We start from the raw sequence: 21,925 nt of genomic DNA on the forward strand, positions 1-21,925 counted from the left end.
GGCGGAGGAGATACTGACCTCATGTCCCTTCACGAGAACCTCCTCGGGGGTCCGCCCCCCACCCACCTCCCCGACGACCCGGAGCCGCGCGAGCTGCTCGCGAAGGGCACCGCGCCCGCCGAGGTCGCCGCCCAGCACCCGACCTCCTCGCTGGCCCGGGCCCAGCTCGCCGACGAGGCCTTCGAGCGGGGCAGTGTCGTGGAGTCGTACGCCTACGCCCGGACGGGCTACCACCGCGGTCTGGACGCGCTGCGCCGCAACGGCTGGAAGGGTCACGGCCCGGTGCCCTGGGAGCACGAGCCGAACCGCGGCTTCCTGCGCGCCCTGCACGCCCTCGCGCGCGCCGCGCGGGCGATCGGCGAGCAGGAGGAGTACGAGCGCTGCACCCAGTTCCTGGTGGACTCCTCGCCCACGGCGGCGCAGGTGCTGGGCTGACACCCCGCGACGCGAGGCCCGTCTGTGATCAGGCGGGCCTTGCGGTCACCGCCCGGGATTGCGCAGGATGCGGGTGGGGACCGGGGCCCCGTGCCGGTAACGGCAGGGCGGACCGCTACCCGGAGTACTACAGGAGACAGCGATGTCCCAACAGGCTCACCAGTCCGACCAGGCTCACGAGCCCGAGACCCCGCATCTCGACTTCGCCGGCACGACGCCGTACGAGGACTACGTCAAGGCGGACGTGCTCACCCACCTGCAGCATCCCCTCTCCGACGATCCCGGGGAGATGGTCTTCCTGGTCACGACCCAGGTGATGGAGCTGTGGTTCACCGTCATCGTCCACGAGTGGGAGACCGCGGCGCGCGCGGTGCGTGAGGACGACCTGCCGACGGCGATCGCCGCGCTGAAACGCTCCGTGCGGGAACTGGAGGCGCTGAACGCCTCCTGGACACCGCTCGGGCAGCTGACCCCGCAGCAGTTCAACTCCTACCGCTCCGCCCTCGGCGAGGGCTCCGGCTTCCAGTCGGCGATGTACCGCCGCATGGAGTTCCTGCTCGGCGAGAAGTCCGCGTCCATGCTGGTCCCGCACCGGGGCGCCCCGCGCGTGCACGCCGAGCTGGAGAAGGCCCTGCACGAGCCGAGCCTGTACGACGAGGTGGTGCGGCTGCTGGCGCGGCGCGGGTACGCCGTCCCGCAGGAGGTGCTGCACCGTGACGTCGCGCGGCGCTACGAGCCCTCGCAGGCGGTGGAGGAGGCCTGGGCGGCCGTGTACGCCGGCGACCAGAACAGCGAACTCGTCCGGCTCGGCGAGGCGTTGACCGACGTCGCCGAGCTGGTGTGGCGCTGGCGCAACGACCACCTGGTCGCCACCCGCCGCGCGATGGGCGCCAAGCCCGGCACGGGCGGCTCCGCCGGGGTGGCCTGGCTGGAGAAGCGGGCGCAGAAGAACGTGTTCCCCGAGCTGTGGACGGCGCGGTCGTATGTCTGAGTCGATGACCGAACTGACGGTGCAGGCGCACAAGCTCGACGCGACCGACGAACTGGGCGCCAAACGCGCCGAGTTCGTCCTCGACGACGTCGTCTACCTGGACGGCAACTCGCTGGGCGCGCTGCCGGCGGTGGTCCCGGGCCGGGTCGAGGACGTCGTACGGCGTCAGTGGGGCGAGCTGCGCATCCGGTCCTGGGAGGAGAGCGGCTGGTGGACCGCGCCCGAGCGGATCGGTGACCGGATCGCCCCGCTGGTCGGGGCGGCGGCCGGGCAGATCGTGGTCGGCGACTCCACCAGCGTCAACGTCTTCAAGGCGCTGGTGGGGGCGGTACGGCTGGCCCGGGGTGCCGACTTGGGCCGGGACGAGATTCTCGTCGACGCGACGACGTTCCCCACGGACGGGTACATCGCCGAGTCGGCGGCCCGGATGACGGGCTGTGCGCTGCGCCCCGTGGCGCCGGGCGAGGTCCCGGGCGCCCTCAGCGAACGTACGGCCGCGGTGCTGCTCAACCACGTCGACTACCGCACCGGCCGGCTGCACGACCTGCCGTCGCTGACGGCCGCCGTGCACGAGGCGGGCGCGTACGTCGTGTGGGACCTGTGCCACAGCGCGGGCGCGCTGCCGGTGGGCCTCGACGAGCACGGCGTCGACCTCGCCGTCGGCTGCACGTACAAGTACCTCAACGGCGGCCCGGGTTCGCCGGCGTACCTGTACGTGCGCCGGGACCTCCAGGACCGTTTCGACTCGCCGCTGCCCGGCTGGAACTCGCACGCGGAGCCGTTCGGCATGCGCACCGCGTACGAGCCGGCCCCCGGCGCCCTGCGCGGCCGGGTCGGCACGCCGGACATCCTGTCGATGCTGGCGCTGGAGGCCGCCCTGGAGGTCTGGGACGGCGTGTCGGTCGAGGCGGTGCGCGCCAAGTCGCTGGCCCTGACGGACTTCTTCCTGGAGTGCGTCGCGCAGTACGTGCCGGCGGGCCGGGTCGAGTGCCTGACGCCGGTGCCGCACGCGGAGCGGGGCAGTCAGGTGGCGCTGCGCTGCGACGGAGCCGGGGACGTGATGAAGCGGCTGATCGAGCGGGGCGTGGTCGGTGACTTCCGGGCGCCGGACGTGCTGCGCTTCGGCTTCACGCCGCTGTACGTCGGGTTCGCGGACGTGGAACGGGCGGCCCGGGTGCTGGCGGAGGTCCTGGCCTGACGGTCACCCGCCCTCGGACGTGACGTACACCCCCGCTGCTGCCGCTGCCGCTGCCGCTGCCGCTGCCCCCGCCGCTGCCGCTGCCGCTGCCGTGGCGGAGGCGGCGTGGGTGGTGCGGCTCGGGTGTCGGGGGAGGTCGGGCCTGGCTGTCACCGGTCCTCGGTCGTGACGTACACCCCCGCTGCCGCCGCGGCGAACGCGGCGCGGGCCGCGCGGTCGGCGGCGGCGGGGTCCGGGGGCGTGCCGGTCGTCAGCAGGGTGTAGTACAGCGGCGCCGACACCGCCCGCACGACCGCCGCCGCGTCGGTCTCGGGCGGCAACTCGCCGCGTGCCACGCCCTGTTCGACGCAGGGTGCCCATTCGGCGACGCGTACCTCGTAGAACCGGCCGAGCGCCTGGGCCGTGCGGGCGTCGCAGGTCGCCGCCGCGATGATCGCGCGGAACAGGGCGCCCTGGCGGGGATCGGCGAGGGTGCGCTGGACCAGGGAGGCGTTGGCCTTGAGGTCGCCGAGGACGGAGCCGGTCTCCGTGCGGGGCAGCGACTGCTCCGCCATGTCCGCGAGCAGGTCGGCCACCAGCCCCGGTACCGAGCCCCACCGCCGGTAGACGGTGGTCTTGCCGACCTCCGCGCGCCGGGCGATGTCCGCGAGGTCGAGCCGGCCGAAGCCCTGCTCGGCCAGCACGTCCCCGGCCGCCCGCAGCACGGCCGCACGCACGCGTGCGGTGCGCCCTCCGGGGCGTACGGTGCCGGGTTCGGGCGGCATGGGACCTCCTGGGGGCGTGCGGGGGACACGGGCGGGGCGGCGGCGGGGCGGGCGGGTACGGCTCGGCCAGCGTAACGGAACCAGGGGGCCGTTTGGCTCTCGCCTCGTCCTCACCGAGGGTGACATCCCCGTGGGAGCGCACGTCAGCTGCCTGATACCGTCCCCGCCAACGGCCGCATTCCCCGCCTGGTCCGCCAAGTATGTCTGATCGCTGAGAGGTTGAAGCATGACGGACGACGTCGCAGCAGCCCGGGCCGCCGCGGAGGAGAAGTCGGCCTTCTCGCACCCGCCCGTCGACCCCGACACCACCGCCTCCTACGGGGACCACCCCGACCAGGTGATCGACTTCTACGCCCCGCGCGTCCAGGCCGGACCGGGGGATCTCGCCCCGCTGGTCGTGGTGCTGCACGGCGGTGCGTGGCGGTCCCCGTACGACCGCCGGCACGTCAGCCCGTTCGCGGACTTCCTGGCCCGCCGGGGCTTCGCGGTGGCCAGCGTCGAGTACCGGCGCGGCGGCGCCGGGGAGTCGGTGGCCGGCCGCTGGCCCGACACCCTCGACGACGTCGCCGCCGCGCTGGACGCGCTGCCCGCGCTGGTGCGCGAGGCGCTGCCGCGGGCCGATGTGCGGCGCACCGTGGTCACCGGCCACTCCGCCGGCGGCCATCTCGCGCTGTGGGCCGCCGCCCGGCACGTCCTGCCCGCCGACGCCCCCTGGCACACCGACCGCCCCGCGCCGCTGCGCGGAGTCGTCGCGCTCGCCCCGATCGCCGACCTTGCGGTCGCCGACAAGCTGGACGTGTGCGGCGGGGCCGTACGGCAACTCCTCGGCGGGGACGAGGGGTTCGCGGAGCGTCAGCCGTACGCCGACCCGGCGCTGCTGCTGCCCACCGGCATCGCGACCACCCTCGTCCAGGGGCGCACGGACCTGGACGTGCCGCAGGCGGTCGCCGAGTCGTACGCGGACGCGGCGGCGAAAGCCGGCGAGGTGGTGGGGCTGACCCTGCTGGAGGACGTCGGGCACTTCCCGCTGATCGACCCGGCGGCGGACGCCTGCGCGGTGGTGGCGGAGGAGATCGCGCAACTGGCCTGGTGAGAGGAGCGGCCGCTCCTGTCGGCGGGCGGTGACGGGCCGTCCCGGTGGTACCCGTAGTACCTGAGAACTACCGCGCACATGAGTCCCCTGGCGGGACGCGGACGACGGATCACGATCCGTAACTTCCCCCTCAGGCAAGCCCGATCGGCGGGCGGACCGGAGCGGGGGAGACGACCACATGGGGCTGCGGCCGTGGGGGCGGGCAAGGCGCGCGGCGACCGGGCGACGGCGGTACGGCGAGGCAACGGCGACGCCCGGCGCGGGGACGGGCGGCCCCGCCGGCGCTGATGCGGTGGCGGTCGTGCCGGTCGCAGACGACCTGGCCGCCGGCGCTGATGCGGTGCCGGCCGCGGCGAAGGCCGGCTTCGCCGTACCGCGCCGTACGGGCAGAGGGTTCCGCACCGCCCTGACCGCCGGCGCCCATGCAGTGCCGACCGCGGGGAAGACTGGCTTCGCCGTACCGCCCCGTACGGGCAGAGGGTTCCGCACTGCTCTGGCCGCCGGCGCTGATGTGGTGCCGGCCGCGGGGAAGACTGGCTTCGCCGTACCGCGCCGTACGGGCAGAGGGGTCCGCACCGCTCTGGCCGCTGTCCTCACCGGCGCTCTCGTCATCCCGCTCTCCGCTGCCGCGCGCCCCGAGATCCCCGCCCCGGCCCCGGCCGCCCTCGCCCCGCTCACCGCGTCCACGCTGGACGCGGCCTACGCGGCCAACCGGGCCAACGCCGCCGAGGCGGCCCGGATGGCCGACGCCCACGGCGACCACTACCGCGCCGCCACGGACCGCGCCCTGGCCGGACCCGCCCGCCACCTCCTCTTCTTCGACGGACGCGGCTCCGGCAAGGCGACCGAGGTCCTCGGCGACCTCGCCCACGCCGACCGCGTCGCCGTCCTGGTCCCCGGCTCCGACACCGGCCTCGACACCTACGGCCGGTTCCGCGCGGGAGCCGTCGCCCTGCACGAGCGGCTCGCACGGCAGGCCCCGCCGGGCACACGCACCGCGGTGGTGGCCTGGCTGGGCTACGAGACGCCGGGCACCGTCAGCACCACGGTGACCACGACGGGCCGCGCCGAACAGGCCGCCCCGCACCTGCGCGCCCTCGTCGCCGGACTGCGGGCCGCCGCCGGGCAGGAACCGAAGATCACCCTGGTGTGCCACTCCTACGGCTCGGTGGTGTGCGGCCGGGCCGCCGCCGGCCTGGACGTGGACGACATCGCCCTGATCGGCAGCCCCGGCACCGGCGCCGGCTCCGTCGCGGACCTGCGCACCCGCGCCCGCGTCTGGGCGGCAAGGGGCGCCGGTGACTGGGTGGCGCACGTGCCGCACGTCAGCGCCGACCTGTTCGGCACCACCGTCGGCTTCGGCACCGACCCCGTCTCCCCGGCCTTCGGCGCCCGCGTCTTCGCGGCCGGCGACGGCGGCCACAGCGCCTACTTCGCGCCCGGCTCGGCCTCCCTGACCAACCTGGCCCGGATCGTCCTGGGCGACACCAAGGCGGTGACCCGTGACTGACGTACGACCGCGACACCTCTGGCACGGCCTGCGGCACGCCGCGACCCGCCTGGAGGCGGCCACCCCCGCCGACCGTGACCGGGCCGTGGACGCGCTGCGCGCCGCCGCGATCCTCGGGGTCGTCCTCGGCCACTGGCTGGTCACCGCCCTGGTCGCGGACGGCCCTGCCCTGCGCACCGCGAGCCCGCTGCAGCACCTGCCGTGGCTGGCCCCGGTCTCCTGGGTGTTCCAGACACTGGCGGTGTTCTTCCTGGTCGGCGGGCACGTGGCCACCCGGGGGTACGCCTCGGCCCGGGCCCGGGGCGTGCCGTACCACCGCTGGCTGACGGTCCGGCTGGCCCGGCTGTTCCGGCCGGTCGCCGTCGTCCTCACCCTGTGGACCGTGGTGACGCTCGCCCTGCTGCTGTCCGGCGCCGAGGCCGGCACGATCCGCACGCTGGTCAAGCTGGCCCTGTCGCCGTTGTGGTTCTTGCTGGTCTTCGCCGCCCTCACGGCGGCGACCCCGCTGCTGACCCGGCTGCACCCGCTGTGGCCGCTGGCCGTCGTCCTCCACGTGGACCTGCTGCGCTACGGCCTCGGCGGCCCGGACTGGCTCGGCTGGGTCAACCTGGCCGCGGGCTGGCTGGTGCCCTACACGCTGGGCGTGGCCTGGACCCGGGGCGAGCTCGAGCGGCCCCGCGCCGGGTGGCTCCTGCTCACCGGCGGTACGGCGGCCACCGCGGCGCTCGTCGCCTGGGCGGGCTACCCGGCGTCGATGGTCGGCGTCCCGGGCGCCGCCGTCTCCAACCTCAACCCGCCCACCCTGGCCGCCGTCACCTTCGGGGTGGCCCAGTGCGGCCTGGCCCTGCTGCTGCGCGCCCGGCTGCGGCGGGCCATGCGCCGACCGGTGGCCTGGGCGGCGGTGGCCCTGGTGAACCTCTCCGCGATGACGGTCTTCCTCTGGCACCAGACGGCCATGATGGCGACCACCGCCGCCGGCCTCCTCGCGGGCCGGCTGCCCGGGCTGCACACCCTCCCCGACGATCTGGGCTGGGCCGCGGCCCGCCTGCTGTGGCTCCCCGTCTTCGCCGTGGCACTCGCGCTCTGCTGGGCCGCCTTCCACGCCTACGAACAGGGCGGCCGGCGGGGCCGCTCCCGGGTGGTGCGGACGCACCAGCCGTCGGATCGGGGGTCGGAGCGGGAGGTGCGCCGTGTCTAGGCTGGGCCGCGTGACGACAACGGGGGTGGGGAGCGCGGTCACGACCCGTGTGCTGCGCTGGCTGAGGATGCTGCGCGAGGACCTGTGGACCGTCCGGGCGGATCCGCTGCCGCCCTCGCTGTGGACGCGGTGGCTGCCGCACGGGGTGCTGTGCCTGGCCGCGTTCGGCATCACGGTCGGTGACATCGCCCAGCTCCAGGACAACGCGGGGCTCGCGTTCGGGTGGGCCTTCTCCGTCGGCCTCGCGCAAGGCGGTGCGGTCGTCCTCGGTCTGTGGCGGCCGGTCCCGGCGTGGTGGCTGTCGCTGGGGGCCACGGTGGTGGGCGCCGTCGGTGTGCGCCACATGCTGCTGGGCCGGGAGGCGTCCGGGTTCACCTGGCCCTGGACCACGGGCGGGATCATCGCGCACCTGCTCGTGCTGCTGCTGCTCGCGTTGCGGGTGCCGACCCGGGTCTCCGGCGAGGCGCTGGCGGTGACCGCGCTGGTCACCTACGTCGTCCAGGGACTGTGGGGCGCGCCGGACTACGAGTCCACCGGACTGCTCGCGGTCAGCCTGTTCACCGTCGCCTTCATCCTCGGCACCGCCCTGCGCGGCCGCCGTGAGGCCCGCGCCGAACTCGTCGAGCAGACCACGCTCACCGCCGAGGAACGGGCCCGGCGCACCCTGCTGGAGGAGCGCAGCCGTATCGCGCGTGAGCTGCACGACGTGGTGGCCCACCACATGTCCGTCATCTCCATCCAGGCGCAGGTCGCCCCGCACCTGGTCAAGGACCCGCCCGAGGAGCTGAAGGAGAACCTCGCGGGCATCCGGCAGAACGCGCTGGACGCGCTGACCGAGCTGCGCCGCGTGCTGGGGGTGCTGCGCTCGGAGCACCCCGACGCCCCGGAGACACCCGACGGGCCCGGCACCGGCGCCGCCCCCGACGCGCCGCAGCCCACCCTCGACCGGCTCGACGCGCTGGTGGCGAACACCCGGGCCGCAGGCCTCGCCGTCACCACCGAGATCACCGGCGAGCGGCGGCCGCTGCCACAGGGCGTGGAGCTGTCGGCGTACCGGATCGTGCAGGAGGCGCTGAGCAACGTGCTGCGCCACGCGCCCGGCGCGCGGGCCACCGTGCGGATCGCCTACGAACCGGACGGGCTGTGGGTGGAGGTCGTCAACTCCCGGCCGACCCGGCCCGCGCCCCCGTCGACCGGCGCCGGGCACGGGCTGCTCGGCATGCGGGAGCGGGTCGCCATGCTCGGCGGCAGCATGACCGCCCACCCGTGGCACTGGAACGGCTTCAAGGTGTCCGCGTTCCTCCCGGACACCCCGCCCGCCGGCGCCCCGGACACGCGTGCCCTGCTCGGCCGCGACCCCGGACCCCGCGCCACCACCGACCGCGACCACATCATCCACTTCGAGGACGGACCCGCATGACGAGCAGCCCCAGCGGCCCCATTCGCGTACTGATCGCCGACGACCAGCAGATGGTCCGGCAGGGCTTCACCGTGCTGCTCAACGCCCAGCCCGACATCGAGGTGGTCGGGCAGGCCGTGGACGGCCTGGACGCCGTCACCAAGGTCGCCGAGACGCTCCCGGACGTGGTGCTGATGGACATCCGCATGCCGGAACTGGGCGGCATCGAGGCCACCCGCCGCATCACCGTGGCCACCCCGCACATCAGGGTGCTGGTGCTGACCACCTTCGACCTGGACGAGTACGTGTACGAGGCGCTGCGGGCCGGGGCCTCCGGGTTCCTGCTCAAGGACGCCTCGGCCGACCAGCTCGCCGAGGCGGTGCGGGTCGTCGCGGCCGGTGACGCGCTGCTCGCGCCGGGCGTCACCCGGCGGCTGATCGCCGAGTTCGCCCGCCTGGACGACCGGCCCCGCGCCCCGCTGAAGGAACGCGTCGGGGATCTGACCGAGCGGGAGACGGAGGTGCTCGCCCTGATCGCGCAGGGCCTGTCGAACGCGGAGATCGCCCAGCGGCTGGTGGTCGCCGAGCAGACCGTGAAGACGCACGTCGGCCGGATCCTGGTGAAGCTGGGCCTGCGGGACCGCACCCAGGCCGCGGTGTTCGCCTACGAGTCGGGGCTGGTGCGGCCGGCGGGATACTGACCCGGCGGGAGACCGGCCCGGCCAGGACCCGTAGTACCTGAGACGGATGCCGAAGAACCCCCCTCACTGGGGACGCCCCGGCCCCGGGGCCGCGCCTACCGTTGCGTACGTGACCGAGACGACCCAGACGACGACGCCGCCGGTGGACGGGGCCAAGTCGCGCACCCCGGAGTACCGGCTGGCCGCGGACGCCCTGCGCGGGCTGCGGCAGGACCTGCTCCACCACGCCTTCGCCTACCGCCCGCTGCCCCGCAGGAGCGTGGACGGCCCGCTGATCCGGCGGCTGCCCGGCCGGCTGCGGCAGTACGCGGTGTGGACACCGCACGCCGTGATCTGCGCGGCCGCCCTGCTCACCCTGCTCATCGCCGGCGCCGACACCGGGGCGGACACGGTCCTGCTGGCCCCGCTCGCCGTCATCCCGATCCTGCTGACCATGGTCCGGCCGGTCGGGGCGTTCTGGCTGTCCCTGGCCGCCGCCCTGCTCACCGTCCCGTTCGGCAGCGAGTGGGGTGACTGGCCGTGGCGGCCCAGCAGCTTCGCCTGCCACCTGACGGTGCTGACGGTGGTGGCCGTGCGCACCAGGCCGCGCACCGCCGCCTACATGTGGGCCCTGACCGCGGCCTACGGCTTCCTGGCGGAGACGCTGTTCGGCTCCGGTCGCTACGCCACCAACACCGCGCCCATGCTGGTCGTCTCGGCGCTGATCCTGCTCTGCGTCACCGTCTGGCACGTGCGCCGCGAGGCCGAGCAGGAGGTCACCGCGCAGCAGACCGTCACCGAGCACGAGCGGTCCCGGCGGACCCTGCTGGAGGAGCGCACCACCATCGCCCGCGAACTGCACGACGTCGTCGCCCACCACATGTCGGTGGTCGCCATCCAGGCGGAGGCAGCGCCCTACCGCGTGGAGAACCCGCCGCCGGAGCTGGAGAAGGCGTTCGCCACCATCCGGGAGAACGCGGTGGCGGCCCTCACCGAGCTGCGCCGCGTCCTGGGCGTGGTCCGCGCCGAGGACTACGAGGCCCCGGAGGCCCCCCAGCCCATCCTCGCCGACCTGGACGCCCTGCTCGACAACGTGCGGGACGCCGGGCTGACCGTCGGCAAGACCGTCACCGGGGCGGTGCGCGAACTGCCGCAGGGCGTGGAGCTGTCGGCGTACCGCATCGTCCAGGAGGCGCTGAGCAACACCCTGCGGCACGCACCCGGCGCGACCGCCCGCGTCGAGATCGCCTACGTCCTCGGCGGCCTGGGCCTGCGCATAGTCAACGGCCCGCCGCCCCAGCCGGGCCTGATCAAGCCGTCGCCCGGCGCCGGGCACGGCATCACCGGGATGCGGGAGCGGGTCTCGATGCTCAGCGGCGAGATGACCGCGGGCGCCACGGACGACGGCGGCTACGAGGTGACGGTCTTCCTGCCGGTCGCGGCAGCGCTCGAGGACGGTGACGCATGACCATCCGCGTCCTGATCGCGGACGATCAGATGATGGTGCGCGAGGGCTTCTCCGTCCTGCTGAACGCGATGCCCGACATCGAGGTCGTCGGCGAGGCCGTGAACGGGCGGGAAGCCGTCACCAGGGTCCGCGAACTCGCCCCGGACGTCGTGCTGATGGACATCCGCATGCCCGAGCTGAACGGCATCGAGGCGACCCGGGAGATCGTCGCCGCGGACGGCACGGCGAAGGTGCTGGTGCTGACCACCTTCGACCTCGACGAGTACGTGTACCAGGCGCTGCGCGCGGGAGCCTCCGGCTTCCTGCTCAAGGACGCCTCGGCACGCCAGCTCGCGGACGGCGTACGGGTGGTCGCCTCCGGCGAGGCCCTGCTCGCCCCGTCGGTGACCAAGCGGCTGATCACGGAGTTCTCCAAGCTGGCCGACGGCCCGCGTCTGATGCCGGCGGCGCAGGCGGCGTACGGCGATCTCACCGACCGGGAGACGGAGGTTCTGGTCCTCATCGCGCAGGGCCTGTCGAACGCGGAGATAGCCGAGCGGCTGGTGGTCGCCGAGTCGACGATCAAGACCCATGTGAGCCGGATCCTGGTGAAGCTGGGCCTGAGGGACCGCACCCAGGCGGCGGTGTTCGCGTACGAGGCACGACTGGTCACGCCGGGCTGACCCTGGTCAACGGGGCCGCGAAGAGTTAGCGTCCGGGCATGTCAGCGCGTTCCGGCCTCGCCTTCGACCCCTGGGACCCGGCGTTCCTCGCCGACCCCTACCCCGCCTACGCCGAGCTGCGGGCGAAGGGGCGGGTGCACTACTACGAGCCCACCGGCCAGTGGCTGGTGCCGCACCACGCGGACGTCTCGGCGCTGCTGCGGGACCGGCGGCTGGGGCGGACCTACCTGCACCGGTTCACGCACGAGGAGTTCGGGCGGACCCCGCCCCCGCCGGAGCACGAGCCGTTCCACACGCTCAACGACCACGGGATGCTCGACCTGGAGCCGCCGGACCACACCCGGATCCGGCGCCTGGTGTCGAAGGCGTTCACACCGCGCACGGTGGAGCAGCTCAAGCCGTACGTCCACGGGCTGGCGAGCGAGCTCGTGACCCGGCTCGTCGACGACGGCGGCGGTGACCTGCTCACCGACGTCGCCGAACCGCTGCCGGTCGCTGTGATCGCCGAGATGCTCGGCGTCCCGGAGGCCGACCGGGCCCCGCTGCGGCCCTGGTCGGCGGACATCTGCGGGATGTACGAGCTGAACCCGTCCGAGGAGGCGGCGGCGAAGGCCGTGCGTGCCTCGCTCGAGTTCTCCGACTACCTGCGCGGCCTGATCGCCGAGCGCCGCAAGGAGCCCGGGGACGACCTGATCTCGGGCCTGATCGCGGCGTACGAGGAGGGCGACCGGCTGACCGAGCAGGAGATGATCTCGACCTGCGTGCTGCTGCTGAACGCGGGCCACGAGGCGACCGTGAACGCCACGGTCAACGGCTGGTGGGCGCTGTTCCGCAACCCGGAGCAGCTGGCCGCCCTGCGCGCGGACCACTCCCTGGTCCCCTCGGCGATCGAGGAGCTGATGCGCTACGACACCCCGCTCCAGCTCTTCGAACGCTGGGTGCTGGACGACATCGAGATCGACGGCACGACCATCCCGCGCGGAGCGGAGATCGCCATGCTGTTCGGCTCCGCCAACCACGACCCGGCGGTCTTCACCGACCCCGAGCGCCTCGACGTGACCAGGAGGGACAACCCGCACATCTCCTTCAGTGCCGGCATCCACTACTGCATCGGCGCTCCGCTGGCCCGGATCGAGCTGGCGGCGTCCATGACGGCCCTGCTGGAGAAGGCCCCGACCCTGCGCCTGGCCGCCGAGCCGGAGCGGAAGCCGAACTTCGTGATCCGCGGGCTGAAGGGCCTGAGCGTGGAGGTGGGGTGAGGTCAGGCGCTCACATCCCGCCTGCGCAGCCCCACCAGCCCGGCGGCCGTGAGCAGCGCCGCGATCCCGGACATCACCAGCACCGGCCCCCACTCCATCTGCCCGCCGGGCAGCTTCGGCAGATGACCGAACGGGGACAGGTCCAGCACCGCCTGCGGTACGTCCAGCGCGGGCCCGACCCACCCGATCAGCAGCACCGCCCCGGCCACGCCCCAGGCGGCCGTCGCGGCGCGGGGCGCGAGCCCGTACAGCAGGACCGCCACCGCGCCGATCACCCACACCGCCGGGAGCTGTGTCAGGCAGCCCCCGAGGATCGGGCCGATGTCCCTGCCGTGCCCGACGGCGAAACCGAGCCCGGCGAGCAGCAGGAGCAGCGCCGAGCCGCCGAAGGCGATGAGCAGGTGACCGGCCGCCCACCGCAGCCGCCCCACCGCGCCCGCCAGCACCGGCTCGGCGCGCCCCGAGGTCTCCTCGCCGTGCAGGCGCAGCACGGATGCCACGACGTACAGGGCCGCGACCAGCCCGAGCATGCCGATCATCGCCGACAGGAACGCGTCGGTGAGGCCGGCCTGCCCGCCCATGCGCTCGATGATCCGCCGGGCGCCCGCGTTGTCGCCGACCAGATCGGCGGCGCCGTCCGTGAGGGAGCCGTAGATCACCCCGGCGAGGAGGAAACCGATGCTCCAGCCGAGCACGCTGCCCCGCTGCAGCCGCCATGCCAGCGCCCCGGCGCCGCCCAGCCGCCCGGACGCCGGTCCGGGCCGGGTCGGCAGGAAGCTCATGCCGACGTCCCGCCGGCCGGCCAGCCCGTACGCGACCACGCCCTGGAGCACGGCGGCGCCCGCGAAGAGCAGCAGCACCCACCAGCGTTCGTCCGCGAACGCGCGCAGGTTCTCCAGCCAGCCCAGCGGCGACAGCCAGGTCAGCGGTGAGGAGCCGTCGTCGGTCGCCGCGTCGCCGGCCGCGCGCAGCACGAAGGCGGCACCCAGCACGCCCGCGGTCAGGCCGCGCGCGAGCCGCGCGCTCTCGGTCAGCTGCGCCACGATCGCCGCCAGCGTCGCGAACACCGTCCCGGTGCCCGCGATCCCCAGCCCGAACGCCAGCGCGCCCCGCGCGCCCTGCCCGGCCAGTCCCGCCGTCACCAGCAGCGCCAGGGCCGCGTTGCCGACCGCCGCCGCCAGCAGGGCCGCCGTCAGGGAGGCCCGGCGGCCGACCATGCCGGACGCCACCAGTTCCTGACGGCCGCTCTCCTCCTCGTCGCGGGTGTGCCGTACGACGACGAGCAGGCTCGTCACGGCCGCCAGCCCCGCCGCGTACACCCCGACCCGCCAGGCCGTCAGCGCCCCGAGCGAGTCGCCGAAGACCGGGCCGACCATGGCGCGCAGCGCCGAGTTGGTCTCCATCTGACGGACCAGACCGGCGCGGTCGGCGGGGGTGCCGTACAGGGCGTTGAGCGAGTTCGGCATGGACAGCACCATGAGCGCGGTCACCGCGGTCCACACCGGGATCATCAGCCGGTCCCGGCGCAGCGCGAAGCGCAGCAGCGTCCCGGTGCCGGCCAGCTGCCGGGAGCCGCCCGGCCGCAGCGCGAACGTGGTCATCGGGCGCTCACCGCCTCGTCCTGGTAGTGCCGCAGGAACAGCTCCTCCAGCGTTGGCGGGGTCGAGGTCAGCGACCGCACGCCCGCCTCGCTCAGCGCGCGCAGCACCGCGTCCAGCCGGTCGGTGTCGACCTGGAGCCGGACCCGGCGGCCCTGGACGTCGAGGCCGTGGACGCCGGGCAGCCGCGCCAGCCCGTCGGGCGGCCCGGCGAGCTCGGCGGTCACGCTCGTACGGGTCAGATGGCGCAGGTCGGCGAGCGAGCCGCTCTCCACGGTGCGGCCCTTGCGGATGATGCTGACCCGGTCGCACAGCTCCTCGACCTCGCTGAGGATGTGGGACGACAGCAGGACCGTCCGGCCCCGGTCCCGCTCCTCGGCCACGCAGCGCTGGAAGACCTCCTCCATCAGCGGGTCCAGGCCGCTGGTCGGCTCGTCCAGGATCAGCAGGTCCACGTCCGAGGCGAACGCGGCGACCAGGGCGACCTTCTGCCGGTTGCCCTTGGAGTACGTACGGCCCTTCTTGGCCGGGTCGAGCTCGAACCGCTCGATCAGCTCGGCCCGGCGCTTTTGGTCCAGCCCGCCGCGCAGCCGGCCGTACAGGTCGATGACCTCGCCGCCGGAGAGGTTGCGCCACAGGGTGACGTCGCCGGGGACGTAGGCGATCCGGCGGTGCAGTTCCACCGCGTCCGCCCACGGATCGCGGCCGAGCACCTGGGCGGCGCCGGAGTCGGCGCGCAGCAGGCCGAGCAGGACGCGGATAGTGGTGGACTTGCCGGAGCCGTTGGGGCCGAGGAAGCCGTGGACCTCGCCGGAGGCGACCTCCAGGTCCAGGCCGTCGAGCGCGCGCGTCCGCCCGAAGGACTTGTGCAGTCCGGAGACGGTGATGGCCTTCGTCATGCCTCCGAACGTACGCTTCTTTCAGAAATTTGTGAAGTTAAGGAAGGTGGTGAAGGTCGGATAGGCTGGTGGCATGGCGGACTCGGAGGCGGTGCAGCGGGACCCGGAGGCGGTCTCACGGTTCGTGGAGCACTTCGCGGCGCAGCTTGTGGAGGCCGGGCTGCCGCGCATGCCCGCCCGGGTCTTCGCCGCGCTGCTCGCCTCCGACACCGGCGCCCTGACCTCCGCCGAGCTGGGTGAACGGCTCCGGATCAGTCCCGCGGCCGTCTCCGGCGCGGTGCGCTACCTCGCCCAGGTCCACATGCTCTCCCGCGAGCGCGAGCCCGGTTCGCGCCGGGAGCGGTACCGCGTGCACAGCGACCAGTGGTACGAGGCGCTCACCAACCGCGAGGCGATCATCAAGCGCTGGGAGGACGCCCTGCGCGAGGGCATCACCAGCCTCGGCCCGCAGACCCCGGCGGGCCGCAGGCTGGCCGAGACGCTGGCGTTCTTCGAGTTCATCGAGCGGGACGTGGCCGAGATGATGGAGCGCTGGCGGGTGTACCGGGCGGAGCGGTTCGGCGGGTGAGTAAATGATCGGATACGCTGAGTAGTGGGTGGTCCGCTTCAAGGGGAGGGCGCATCATGACACTCATGGCAGAGCGACCGGTGATCAGCGGTACCGAGCCCCGCAGTAGCTTCGAGGAGCTTCTCGACCTCCTCGACGAACTGAACGTGCCCGACGGCTACCGGGCCGAGATCGTCAGGGGGAGCATCGTCGTGTCGCCGTGGTCGAAGGGGTACTACCACCGTGTGATGCGCCTGGTGTGCGCACAGCTCGAGCCACATCTTCCCGAAGCGCACGTGATCGAACGGGGGCCGTTCCTCTACACCTTCCCAGGGGCGGAATGCGCCTACGGGCCGGACATCCACGTTGCCCACGAGAGCGTCTTCGAGACGGAGAGCCATCGCCTGGACGGTGCGGGCCTGTTCCTCGTCGCCGAGCTCACCTCCCCCGCGACCCGCAAGGACGACCTCACCAAGAAGGTCGAGGTATACGCCATGGCGGGCGTCCCTCTCTACCTCGTTCTGGACATGCAGGAGCAGCGGGCCATCGTTCACGGGTCACCTTCGGCGAAAGGGTACGAGGTCCGCTTCACCAAGCCGTTCGGCGAGAAGCTGCCCATCCCGGATCCTCTGGGCTGCACCCTCGACACGACCGGCTTCGGAGTCCCGGAGAACCCCGAAACCAAGGTCTGACTCACCCCACCCCCGGCACCGTGAGCCCCCAAGCACCCTCCCGCACCACCCACGTCCGCGTCCGTACCGGCCCCGAGATCGCCGAGTCCGTCCGGTAGCGGAAGTGCGCCCCGGACACCGTCACCGTCCGGCCCTCCGCCAGCAGCGGGGACGCCTCCGCCCCCACCGACACCGGCCGCACCTCCACCGAGGCCACCCCCTTCTCGCCCGGCGTGACGGACACCGCCTCCACCGGCTGGCCCAGGTCGACGAGCAGCTCCCCGTCCACCTCCACCCGCAGCCGCGACGGCCCGGGCGCGGGCGGCGCGGTCACCCGCGACGGGCGGGCCGGCACCAGGGTGCGGACGAGGGACTGGCAGCCGCGCAGCCACGGCCGCCCGGCCCCGGGCGCCTCGTCGCGCGCGGCCTCGCCCACCGGCGGGATCCGCAGCGCGCCCAGCACCACCCCGTCGCTGTCGTCCACCAGCAGGTCCATCCGCCGCTCGACCCCGTCGAGCACCGCCCGGGCCGCCGCGACCGCCCCCGTGGGCACCCCCAGCGACCGGGCCAGCCCGAGCACCGGACCCACCGGCACCAACGACAGCGCGCACGCCGCCAGCTCCCGCTGCCGGTGCAGCAACGACACCGCGCGCACCAGGGCCCGGTCGTCGCCGACCACCACCGGCCGCCGCGACCCGCGCCGCTCCAGCGCCCGGGCGAACTCCTCCGGACCGTCCGGCAGACACAGCTTGGTCGCGGCACCCGCGCTGAGCACGTCCTTCGCGATCCGGACGGATTCCCCGTCCGTCCTCCGGGCGACCGGATCGATGATCACCAGCAGCTGGTCGGACGTCGGAGGAGTCGCCACCTCGGCCATGCCTCGCTTCCTCGGGTAGCATCTTTGTGCAAGAGCCCCTTGCGCTGCGCTGTTGCGCCAGGGGCTTCGTCTATTCCGGGGCATCCGGTCCGACGGTTGCGGCCAACGGCGGTCGCGGTGCACGCGGCGGAATCCCACCGCGTACGCCCCTGACCATGGACATGCCCCGCCCGGAAGGGGTGTACGCGCGTGCCCGCACTTGTGCTGCTCGGTGCTCAGTGGGGTGACGAAGGCAAGGGAAAGGCGACGGACCTCCTCGGTGGTTCCGTCGACTACGTGGTGCGATACCAGGGCGGCAACAACGCCGGCCACACGGTAGTCGTGGGCGACCAGAAGTACGCCCTCCACCTGCTCCCTTCCGGAATCCTGTCGCCCGGCTGCGTGCCGGTCATCGGAAACGGCGTCGTCGTCGACCCGTCGGTCCTGCTCTCCGAGCTGAGCGGACTGAACGAGCGTGGCGTCGACACCTCCAAACTCCTCATCAGCGGCAACGCGCACATCATCACGCCGTACAACGTCACCGTCGACAAGGTGACCGAGCGCTTCCTCGGCAAGCGCAAGATCGGCACGACGGGGCGCGGCATCGGCCCGACCTACGCCGACAAGATCAACCGCGTCGGCATCCGGGTGCAGGACCTGTACGACGAGTCGATCCTGCGGCAGAAGGTCGAGGCGGCCCTCGACGTCAAGAACCAGATCCTCACCAAGCTGTACAACCGGCGCGCGATCGCCGTGGACCAGGTGGTCGAGGAGCTGCTGGGCTACGCCGAGCAGATCAAGCCGTACGTCGCCGACACCGTGCTGGTGCTCAACCAGGCGCTGGAGCAGGACAAGGTGGTCCTCTTCGAGGGCGGCCAGGGCACGCTGCTCGACATCGACCACGGCACGTACCCCTTCGTCACCTCCTCCAACCCGACCGCCGGCGGTGCCTGCACGGGCGCCGGCGTGGGCCCGACGAAGATCAGCCGGGTCATCGGCATCCTCAAGGCGTACACCACCCGCGTCGGCGCCGGTCCGTTCCCGACCGAGCTGTTCGACGAGGACGGCGAGGCGCTGCGCCGGATCGGCGGCGAGCGCGGTGTCACCACCGGCCGGGACCGCCGCTGCGGCTGGTTCGACGCGGTCATCGCCCGCTACGCGACCCGGGTGAACGGCCTGACCGACTTCTTCCTCACCAAGCTCGACGTGCTCACCGGCTGGGAGCAGATCCCGGTCTGCGTGGCGTACGAGATCGACGGCAGGCGCGTGGAGGAGCTGCCGTACTCCCAGAGCGACTTCCACCACGCCAAGCCCGTCTACGAGATGCTGCCGGGCTGGAGCGAGGACATCAGCAAGGCCAAGACCTTCGCCGACCTGCCGAAGAACGCGCAGAACTACGTGAAGGCCCTGGAGGAGATGTCCGGCGCCCCGATCTCGGCGATCGGCGTGGGGCCGGGCCGGGACGAGACGATCCAGATCAACTCGTTCGTGTAGGCAGGCCCGGGGACCGCGGTCCACGGTGAGGGGCGCCCTTCGGGGCGCCCCTCTTCGCGTCGCCGACTCACTCGGTGCGCAGCGCCCGGGCCGTGTCCGCGCGGGCCGCCCAGCCCGCCGGCAGCAGGGCGCCCGCCACCGCGATCAGCACGCCCGCCAGGGCGAGCGGCACCAGCAGCTCCGGCGCGTACACCGCGAGGTGCGAGGGGGGCAGGTCAAGGCCCACGGCATCGCCCATGAGCGGGGTGACCCAGTGGTGCAGGGCCACGCCGGCCGGGAGCCCGGCGGCCGCGGCGAGCAGGCCGGCGACGGTGACCGAGGTGAGGACCATGCCCACGGTCTGCCGGGGCGTCATGCCGAGGGCCTTGAGGATCCCGAGGTCCCGGACGCGGTCCCGGGTGTCGAGGACGACCGTGTTGAGCACGCCCAGGCCCGCGACCGCGACCAGCAGCAGGGTGAGCAGGGCGATCAGCGTCTCCATCGCCACCACCACGCCGGAGGAGCCGTCGTCGTTGGGGTGGGCGACGGCGCCGGTGCCGTCCAGGGCGCGGTGCAGCGCGGTCAGGTAGGCGGAGGTGTCCGTGCCGGGGTCCGGCTCGGCGTAGAAGCGGGTGGGGGCCGCGTCCAGTCCCAGGGCCTGGAGGGTGGCGGTGCGGGTCAGCAGGACCATGCCGTCGTTCTCCGTGAAGAACGCCTCACCGACGACGCGTACCGAGGTGCGGTGCCCCGGCGCGGTCAGGGTCACGGTGCCGCCGACCTCGATACCGGCGGCGTCCAGGAACCGCTGGGTGACCACCGCCTGGCCGGGGCCGGTGAGCCAGCGGCCCGACACCAGCGGCGGCGCCGCCCACGACGCGTCGCCCTCGTACGCCGCCACGGTGGTACGGCCGGTGAGGCCCGACGCGTGGACCTCGGTGAGGGTGGTGCCGTAGAAGCGGCGGGTGCCGTGCTCGGCGTCCAGGGCGGCGGTGACCCTGGCCGGGTCGGCCTTTTGGGCGGGCTCTTGGCCGGGGGCGGGCACCACCTGGGCACCCGGCGGGCCCTGGCCGCCGCCGGTGTCCACGACGACCGGGGCGGCCGCATCGAGCCTGCGGTGCTCCTGCACCGCGCCGAGGGTCAGGGCCAGCCCGGCCGCGAACGTGACGGTGAGGGTGGCCAGGGCGACCGCGGCCGCCGTCGTCGCCGACCGGGCCGGGCGGGCGAACGGGTGCGCCAGGCCCAGGCCGACCGGGCGCGGCAGCGGCAGGCGCACCGGCAGCCGCCGCGCCGGACCGCCACGGGCCGCCCGCGCCGTCCGGCCGACGGCGAGCGCCTCGACGGGGCGCAGCCGGCCGGCGCGCAGCGCGGGCACCAGGGCGGCCCCGGCGACCAGCGCGAGCGCCACGCCGGGCGCCGTCACCGCGACCCACCAGGGGACGGCGGCCGGGGCGGTGCCGTAGACGTCCTCGACCTCGCCGAGGACCGGGCCGGCCAGCAGGGCGCCGAACGCCACGCCCAGCGCGCAGCCGACCGCGGCCGGAATCAGCGCCTGGGTGACGTACGCCCGCACCACCTGGGCCGGGGTGAAGCCGAGGGACTTCAGGATGCCGATGCGCCGGGTGGCCGAGCCGACCGCGCCGCTGACGACGATGCCGATGATCAGCACCGACATGGCCAGGCCCAGCACCCCGAACGCGGCCACGAACGGCACGAACGCCAGCGCGTTGGCCAGCTGCTCCTGCCGTACCGCGAGATGGGAGCGGCTCCCGGTCAGCGCTCCGGCGGGCACGGCGGCGCCGATCGCCGCGCGGCCTGCGGCCACCTGAGCATCGGTGTCCGCGTGCCGCAAGCGGTAGAGCATCTCGTATCCGGTCGCGCTGTCCGTGCCGGTCGCCGACGCTGCCTTGCCGGTCAAGGACTCCGCCTGCCCGGGTGTCACCCAGGCCTCGGCCGTGCCCGTCACCGACCGGGCCAGTCCCACCACCGTCAGGGCCGGTGCGCCCGGCAGGCCGGGGAGATCCACCCGGGCGCCCGGCCGTAGCGGGAGCTCGCCCTCGGCCAGCACGATCTGGCCGGGCCGGGTGGCCCAGTGGCCCTCGACGAGGCGGAGCCGGTCGACCGGCCCGGTGGGGTCCGCCCGCCCGGCGACGGTCAGCGCGGGCAGCACGGTCCCGGCCGGGACCAGGTCGGAGGCCGTGACGGTGCGCGGCCGCAGCGACAGGGTGCGGAACGGGCCCGCCGCCGCGGTCACGCCCGGCGCCCGCGCGGTGGCGGCCAGCTGCTCGGCCGTGACTCTCCCGGGGTCGAACCGCGCGGTCAGATGGGCGCCGCGCGCCGCGGCCATCGCGTGCTCGAAGGGCGCCCGGGACGCCGCGAGCACCCCGGCCGCCACCACGGACGCGGTGACCGCGACGAGCGTGGTCAGGATCATCACCGTGGTCTGCAGACGGCGCCGCCCGACCCCGGCGCGCACCACCCGGCCCAGGGCGCTCACCGGGTCACCGCCGCCGGGTGCGCCGAGTCGTGCACGATCCGTCCGTCGACCAGCTCGACCGTGCGGGTCGCGCAGGACTGCGCCAGGCGCAGATCGTGGGTGACGAGCACCAGCGTCTGCCCGTCCGCGTGGAGCGCGGCCAGCAGGGCGCGTACGTCCTCGCCGGACGCGGTGTCCAGCGCGCCGGTGGGCTCGTCGGCCAGCAGCAGCGCCGGACGGTTCATCAGGGCCCGCGCCACCGCCACCCGTTGCCGCTCCCCGCCGGAGAGCCGACCGGGGTGGGCGTCGGCGTGCCGGTCGATGCCGAGGCGCCCCAGCAGCTCCGCGGCGCGCCGGCGGGCCTCGGCCCGGGGCGTGCCGGCGAGCTGGGCGGGCAGCAGGACGTTGTCCCGCACGGTCAGGTCGTCCAGCAGGTGGAAGAACTGGAAGACCATGCCGATCCGCGCCCGCCGGTAGCGTGCCGAGGCGGCCTCGCCCAGCCGGTCCACGCGCACTCCGTCGACGGTGACGCTGCCGCCGCTCGGCCGGTCCAGCCCGGCGATCAGGTTCAGCAGCGTCGACTTGCCGCTGCCCGAGGGGCCGAGCACGGCCACCGCCTCCCCGGCCCGCACGCTCAGGTTCACCCTGTCGAGCGCGGGCGGCCCTTCCCCGTAGGTCCTGCTCACCTCGCGGATGTCGATGACGGGCGGTGCGGTCGTGGTGGCCACGGTGTCTCCCCAAGCCGGTGTGC

Annotated in this window: 20 protein-coding genes; 14 read left to right on the forward strand and 6 right to left on the reverse strand. The window is 74.1% G+C overall.

Annotated features, from left to right (window positions below; translation table 11 throughout):
- Positions 1-21 precede the first annotated feature (21 nt).
- From AB0K80_RS11345 to kynU, 3 genes are all read left to right on the forward strand, one after another.
- On the forward strand, positions 22-435 hold the full coding sequence (locus AB0K80_RS11345; protein ID WP_365668206.1) for a DUF3151 domain-containing protein: 414 nt from the start codon (positions 22-24) through the stop codon (positions 433-435).
- A 142-nt stretch (positions 436-577) separates the two neighbouring features.
- Positions 578-1,426, forward strand: coding sequence for a tryptophan 2,3-dioxygenase family protein (locus AB0K80_RS11350; RefSeq protein WP_365668208.1), 849 nt, complete (start codon positions 578-580; stop codon positions 1,424-1,426).
- A gap of 4 nt (positions 1,427-1,430) precedes the next feature.
- Positions 1,431-2,624 carry a kynureninase gene (gene kynU, locus AB0K80_RS11355; RefSeq protein ID WP_365668210.1) on the forward strand — a complete coding sequence of 398 codons (1,194 nt, stop codon included), beginning with the start codon at positions 1,431-1,433 and terminating at the stop codon, positions 2,622-2,624.
- A gap of 149 nt (positions 2,625-2,773) precedes the next feature.
- Here the strand turns inward: kynU and AB0K80_RS11360 are convergent, their stop codons facing one another.
- On the reverse strand, positions 2,774-3,388 hold the full coding sequence (locus tag AB0K80_RS11360) for a TetR/AcrR family transcriptional regulator (protein ID WP_365668212.1): 615 nt from the start codon (positions 3,386-3,388) through the stop codon (positions 2,774-2,776).
- Between the two features lie 226 nt (positions 3,389-3,614).
- Between AB0K80_RS11360 and AB0K80_RS11365 the strand changes: the two genes are divergently transcribed.
- The 8 genes from AB0K80_RS11365 to AB0K80_RS11400 all read left to right on the forward strand — a co-directional run bounded on the left by AB0K80_RS11365 (position 3,615) and on the right by AB0K80_RS11400 (position 12,657).
- On the forward strand, positions 3,615-4,481 hold the full coding sequence (locus AB0K80_RS11365; protein ID WP_365668213.1) for an alpha/beta hydrolase: 867 nt from the start codon (positions 3,615-3,617) through the stop codon (positions 4,479-4,481).
- Positions 4,482-5,061: 580 nt separating this feature from the next.
- Positions 5,062-5,991, forward strand: coding sequence for an alpha/beta hydrolase (locus AB0K80_RS11370; RefSeq protein ID WP_365668569.1), 930 nt, complete (start codon positions 5,062-5,064; stop codon positions 5,989-5,991).
- The gene (locus AB0K80_RS11375; RefSeq protein WP_365668215.1) at positions 5,984-7,189 is read left to right on the forward strand and encodes an acyltransferase; all 1,206 of its coding nucleotides are present in this window, start codon (positions 5,984-5,986) and stop codon (positions 7,187-7,189) included. The genes AB0K80_RS11370 and AB0K80_RS11375 overlap by 8 nt, the downstream gene beginning before the upstream one ends.
- A 67-nt stretch (positions 7,190-7,256) precedes the next feature.
- Positions 7,257-8,609 (forward strand): sensor histidine kinase, encoded by a 1,353-nt coding sequence (locus AB0K80_RS11380; RefSeq protein ID WP_365668571.1) that lies wholly within the window; start codon positions 7,257-7,259, stop codon positions 8,607-8,609.
- Positions 8,606-9,289: a response regulator transcription factor gene (locus AB0K80_RS11385; RefSeq protein ID WP_365668217.1), complete on the forward strand. Its 684-nt coding sequence runs from the start codon at positions 8,606-8,608 to the stop codon at positions 9,287-9,289. Before AB0K80_RS11380 ends, AB0K80_RS11385 begins: the two co-directional genes overlap by 4 nt.
- A 109-nt stretch (positions 9,290-9,398) precedes the next feature.
- Entirely contained in the window at positions 9,399-10,736 is a 1,338-nt protein-coding gene (locus tag AB0K80_RS11390; protein ID WP_365668219.1) for a histidine kinase, read from the forward strand.
- Positions 10,733-11,398, forward strand: coding sequence for a response regulator transcription factor (locus AB0K80_RS11395; RefSeq protein WP_365668221.1), 666 nt, complete (start codon positions 10,733-10,735; stop codon positions 11,396-11,398). Before AB0K80_RS11390 ends, AB0K80_RS11395 begins: the two co-directional genes overlap by 4 nt.
- Positions 11,399-11,436: 38 nt before the next feature.
- Positions 11,437-12,657, forward strand: coding sequence for a cytochrome P450 (locus AB0K80_RS11400; RefSeq protein WP_365668223.1), 1,221 nt, complete (start codon positions 11,437-11,439; stop codon positions 12,655-12,657).
- Between the two features lie 2 nt (positions 12,658-12,659).
- Here the strand turns inward: AB0K80_RS11400 and AB0K80_RS11405 are convergent, their stop codons facing one another.
- Together AB0K80_RS11405 and AB0K80_RS11410 are read right to left on the reverse strand one after the other, a co-directional pair.
- Positions 12,660-14,258: an ABC transporter permease gene (locus AB0K80_RS11405; RefSeq protein ID WP_365668225.1), complete on the reverse strand. Its 1,599-nt coding sequence runs from the start codon at positions 14,256-14,258 to the stop codon at positions 12,660-12,662.
- Complete coding sequence (locus tag AB0K80_RS11410) at positions 14,255-15,154, reverse strand: ABC transporter ATP-binding protein (RefSeq protein ID WP_365668228.1); 900 nt, start codon at positions 15,152-15,154, stop codon at positions 14,255-14,257. Before AB0K80_RS11410 ends, AB0K80_RS11405 begins: the two co-directional genes overlap by 4 nt.
- A gap of 73 nt (positions 15,155-15,227) precedes the next feature.
- Between AB0K80_RS11410 and AB0K80_RS11415 the strand changes: the two genes are divergently transcribed.
- Entirely contained in the window at positions 15,228-15,722 is a 495-nt protein-coding gene (locus tag AB0K80_RS11415; RefSeq protein ID WP_365668230.1) for a MarR family transcriptional regulator, read from the forward strand.
- Between the two features lie 56 nt (positions 15,723-15,778).
- Positions 15,779-16,393 (forward strand): Uma2 family endonuclease, encoded by a 615-nt coding sequence (locus AB0K80_RS11420; protein ID WP_365668233.1) that lies wholly within the window; start codon positions 15,779-15,781, stop codon positions 16,391-16,393.
- A gap of 1 nt (position 16,394) precedes the next feature.
- Here AB0K80_RS11420 and AB0K80_RS11425 read toward each other — a convergent pair whose 3' ends face one another.
- Positions 16,395-17,249 carry a diacylglycerol kinase gene (locus AB0K80_RS11425; protein WP_365668235.1) on the reverse strand — a complete coding sequence of 285 codons (855 nt, stop codon included), beginning with the start codon at positions 17,247-17,249 and terminating at the stop codon, positions 16,395-16,397.
- A gap of 189 nt (positions 17,250-17,438) precedes the next feature.
- Here AB0K80_RS11425 and AB0K80_RS11430 point away from each other — a divergent pair, with 189 nt between their 5' ends.
- Positions 17,439-18,722, forward strand: a complete 1,284-nt coding sequence (locus AB0K80_RS11430) for an adenylosuccinate synthase (RefSeq protein WP_365668237.1) — start codon at positions 17,439-17,441, stop codon at positions 18,720-18,722.
- 67 nt (positions 18,723-18,789) lie between these two features.
- Here the strand turns inward: AB0K80_RS11430 and AB0K80_RS11435 are convergent, their stop codons facing one another.
- Both AB0K80_RS11435 and AB0K80_RS11440 read right to left on the reverse strand, forming a co-directional pair.
- Entirely contained in the window at positions 18,790-21,195 is a 2,406-nt protein-coding gene (locus AB0K80_RS11435) for an FtsX-like permease family protein (RefSeq protein ID WP_365668239.1), read from the reverse strand.
- Complete coding sequence (locus AB0K80_RS11440) at positions 21,192-21,902, reverse strand: ABC transporter ATP-binding protein (RefSeq protein WP_365668240.1); 711 nt, start codon at positions 21,900-21,902, stop codon at positions 21,192-21,194. Before AB0K80_RS11440 ends, AB0K80_RS11435 begins: the two co-directional genes overlap by 4 nt.
- Positions 21,903-21,925: the final 23 nt, after the last annotated feature.

Origin of the sequence: Streptomyces sp. NPDC052682, from assembly GCF_040678435.1 — a bacterium.
Taxonomy (GTDB): Bacteria; Actinomycetota; Actinomycetes; order Streptomycetales; family Streptomycetaceae; genus Streptomyces.

Excerpts from the sequence above, each read along its gene's own strand:
- AB0K80_RS11395 (WP_365668221.1), top strand. The coding sequence starts at position 10,733 with ATGACCATCCGCGTCCTGATCGCGGACGATCAGATGATGGTGCGCGAG.
- AB0K80_RS11365 (WP_365668213.1), top strand. The coding sequence starts at position 3,615 with ATGACGGACGACGTCGCAGCAGCCCGGGCCGCCGCGGAGGAGAAGTCG.
- AB0K80_RS11410 (WP_365668228.1), bottom strand. The coding sequence starts at position 15,154 with ATGACGAAGGCCATCACCGTCTCCGGACTGCACAAGTCCTTCGGGCGG.
- AB0K80_RS11420 (WP_365668233.1), top strand. The coding sequence starts at position 15,779 with ATGACACTCATGGCAGAGCGACCGGTGATCAGCGGTACCGAGCCCCGC.
- AB0K80_RS11400 (WP_365668223.1), top strand. The coding sequence starts at position 11,437 with ATGTCAGCGCGTTCCGGCCTCGCCTTCGACCCCTGGGACCCGGCGTTC.
- AB0K80_RS11425 (WP_365668235.1), bottom strand. The coding sequence starts at position 17,249 with ATGGCCGAGGTGGCGACTCCTCCGACGTCCGACCAGCTGCTGGTGATC.
- AB0K80_RS11415 (WP_365668230.1), top strand. The coding sequence starts at position 15,228 with ATGGCGGACTCGGAGGCGGTGCAGCGGGACCCGGAGGCGGTCTCACGG.
- AB0K80_RS11380 (WP_365668571.1), top strand. The coding sequence starts at position 7,257 with ATGCTGCGCGAGGACCTGTGGACCGTCCGGGCGGATCCGCTGCCGCCC.
- AB0K80_RS11350 (WP_365668208.1), top strand. The coding sequence starts at position 578 with ATGTCCCAACAGGCTCACCAGTCCGACCAGGCTCACGAGCCCGAGACC.
- AB0K80_RS11360 (WP_365668212.1), bottom strand. The coding sequence starts at position 3,388 with ATGCCGCCCGAACCCGGCACCGTACGCCCCGGAGGGCGCACCGCACGC.
- AB0K80_RS11385 (WP_365668217.1), top strand. The coding sequence starts at position 8,606 with ATGACGAGCAGCCCCAGCGGCCCCATTCGCGTACTGATCGCCGACGAC.
- AB0K80_RS11345 (WP_365668206.1), top strand. The coding sequence starts at position 22 with ATGTCCCTTCACGAGAACCTCCTCGGGGGTCCGCCCCCCACCCACCTC.
- AB0K80_RS11405 (WP_365668225.1), bottom strand. The coding sequence starts at position 14,258 with ATGACCACGTTCGCGCTGCGGCCGGGCGGCTCCCGGCAGCTGGCCGGC.
- kynU (WP_365668210.1), top strand. The coding sequence starts at position 1,431 with ATGACCGAACTGACGGTGCAGGCGCACAAGCTCGACGCGACCGACGAA.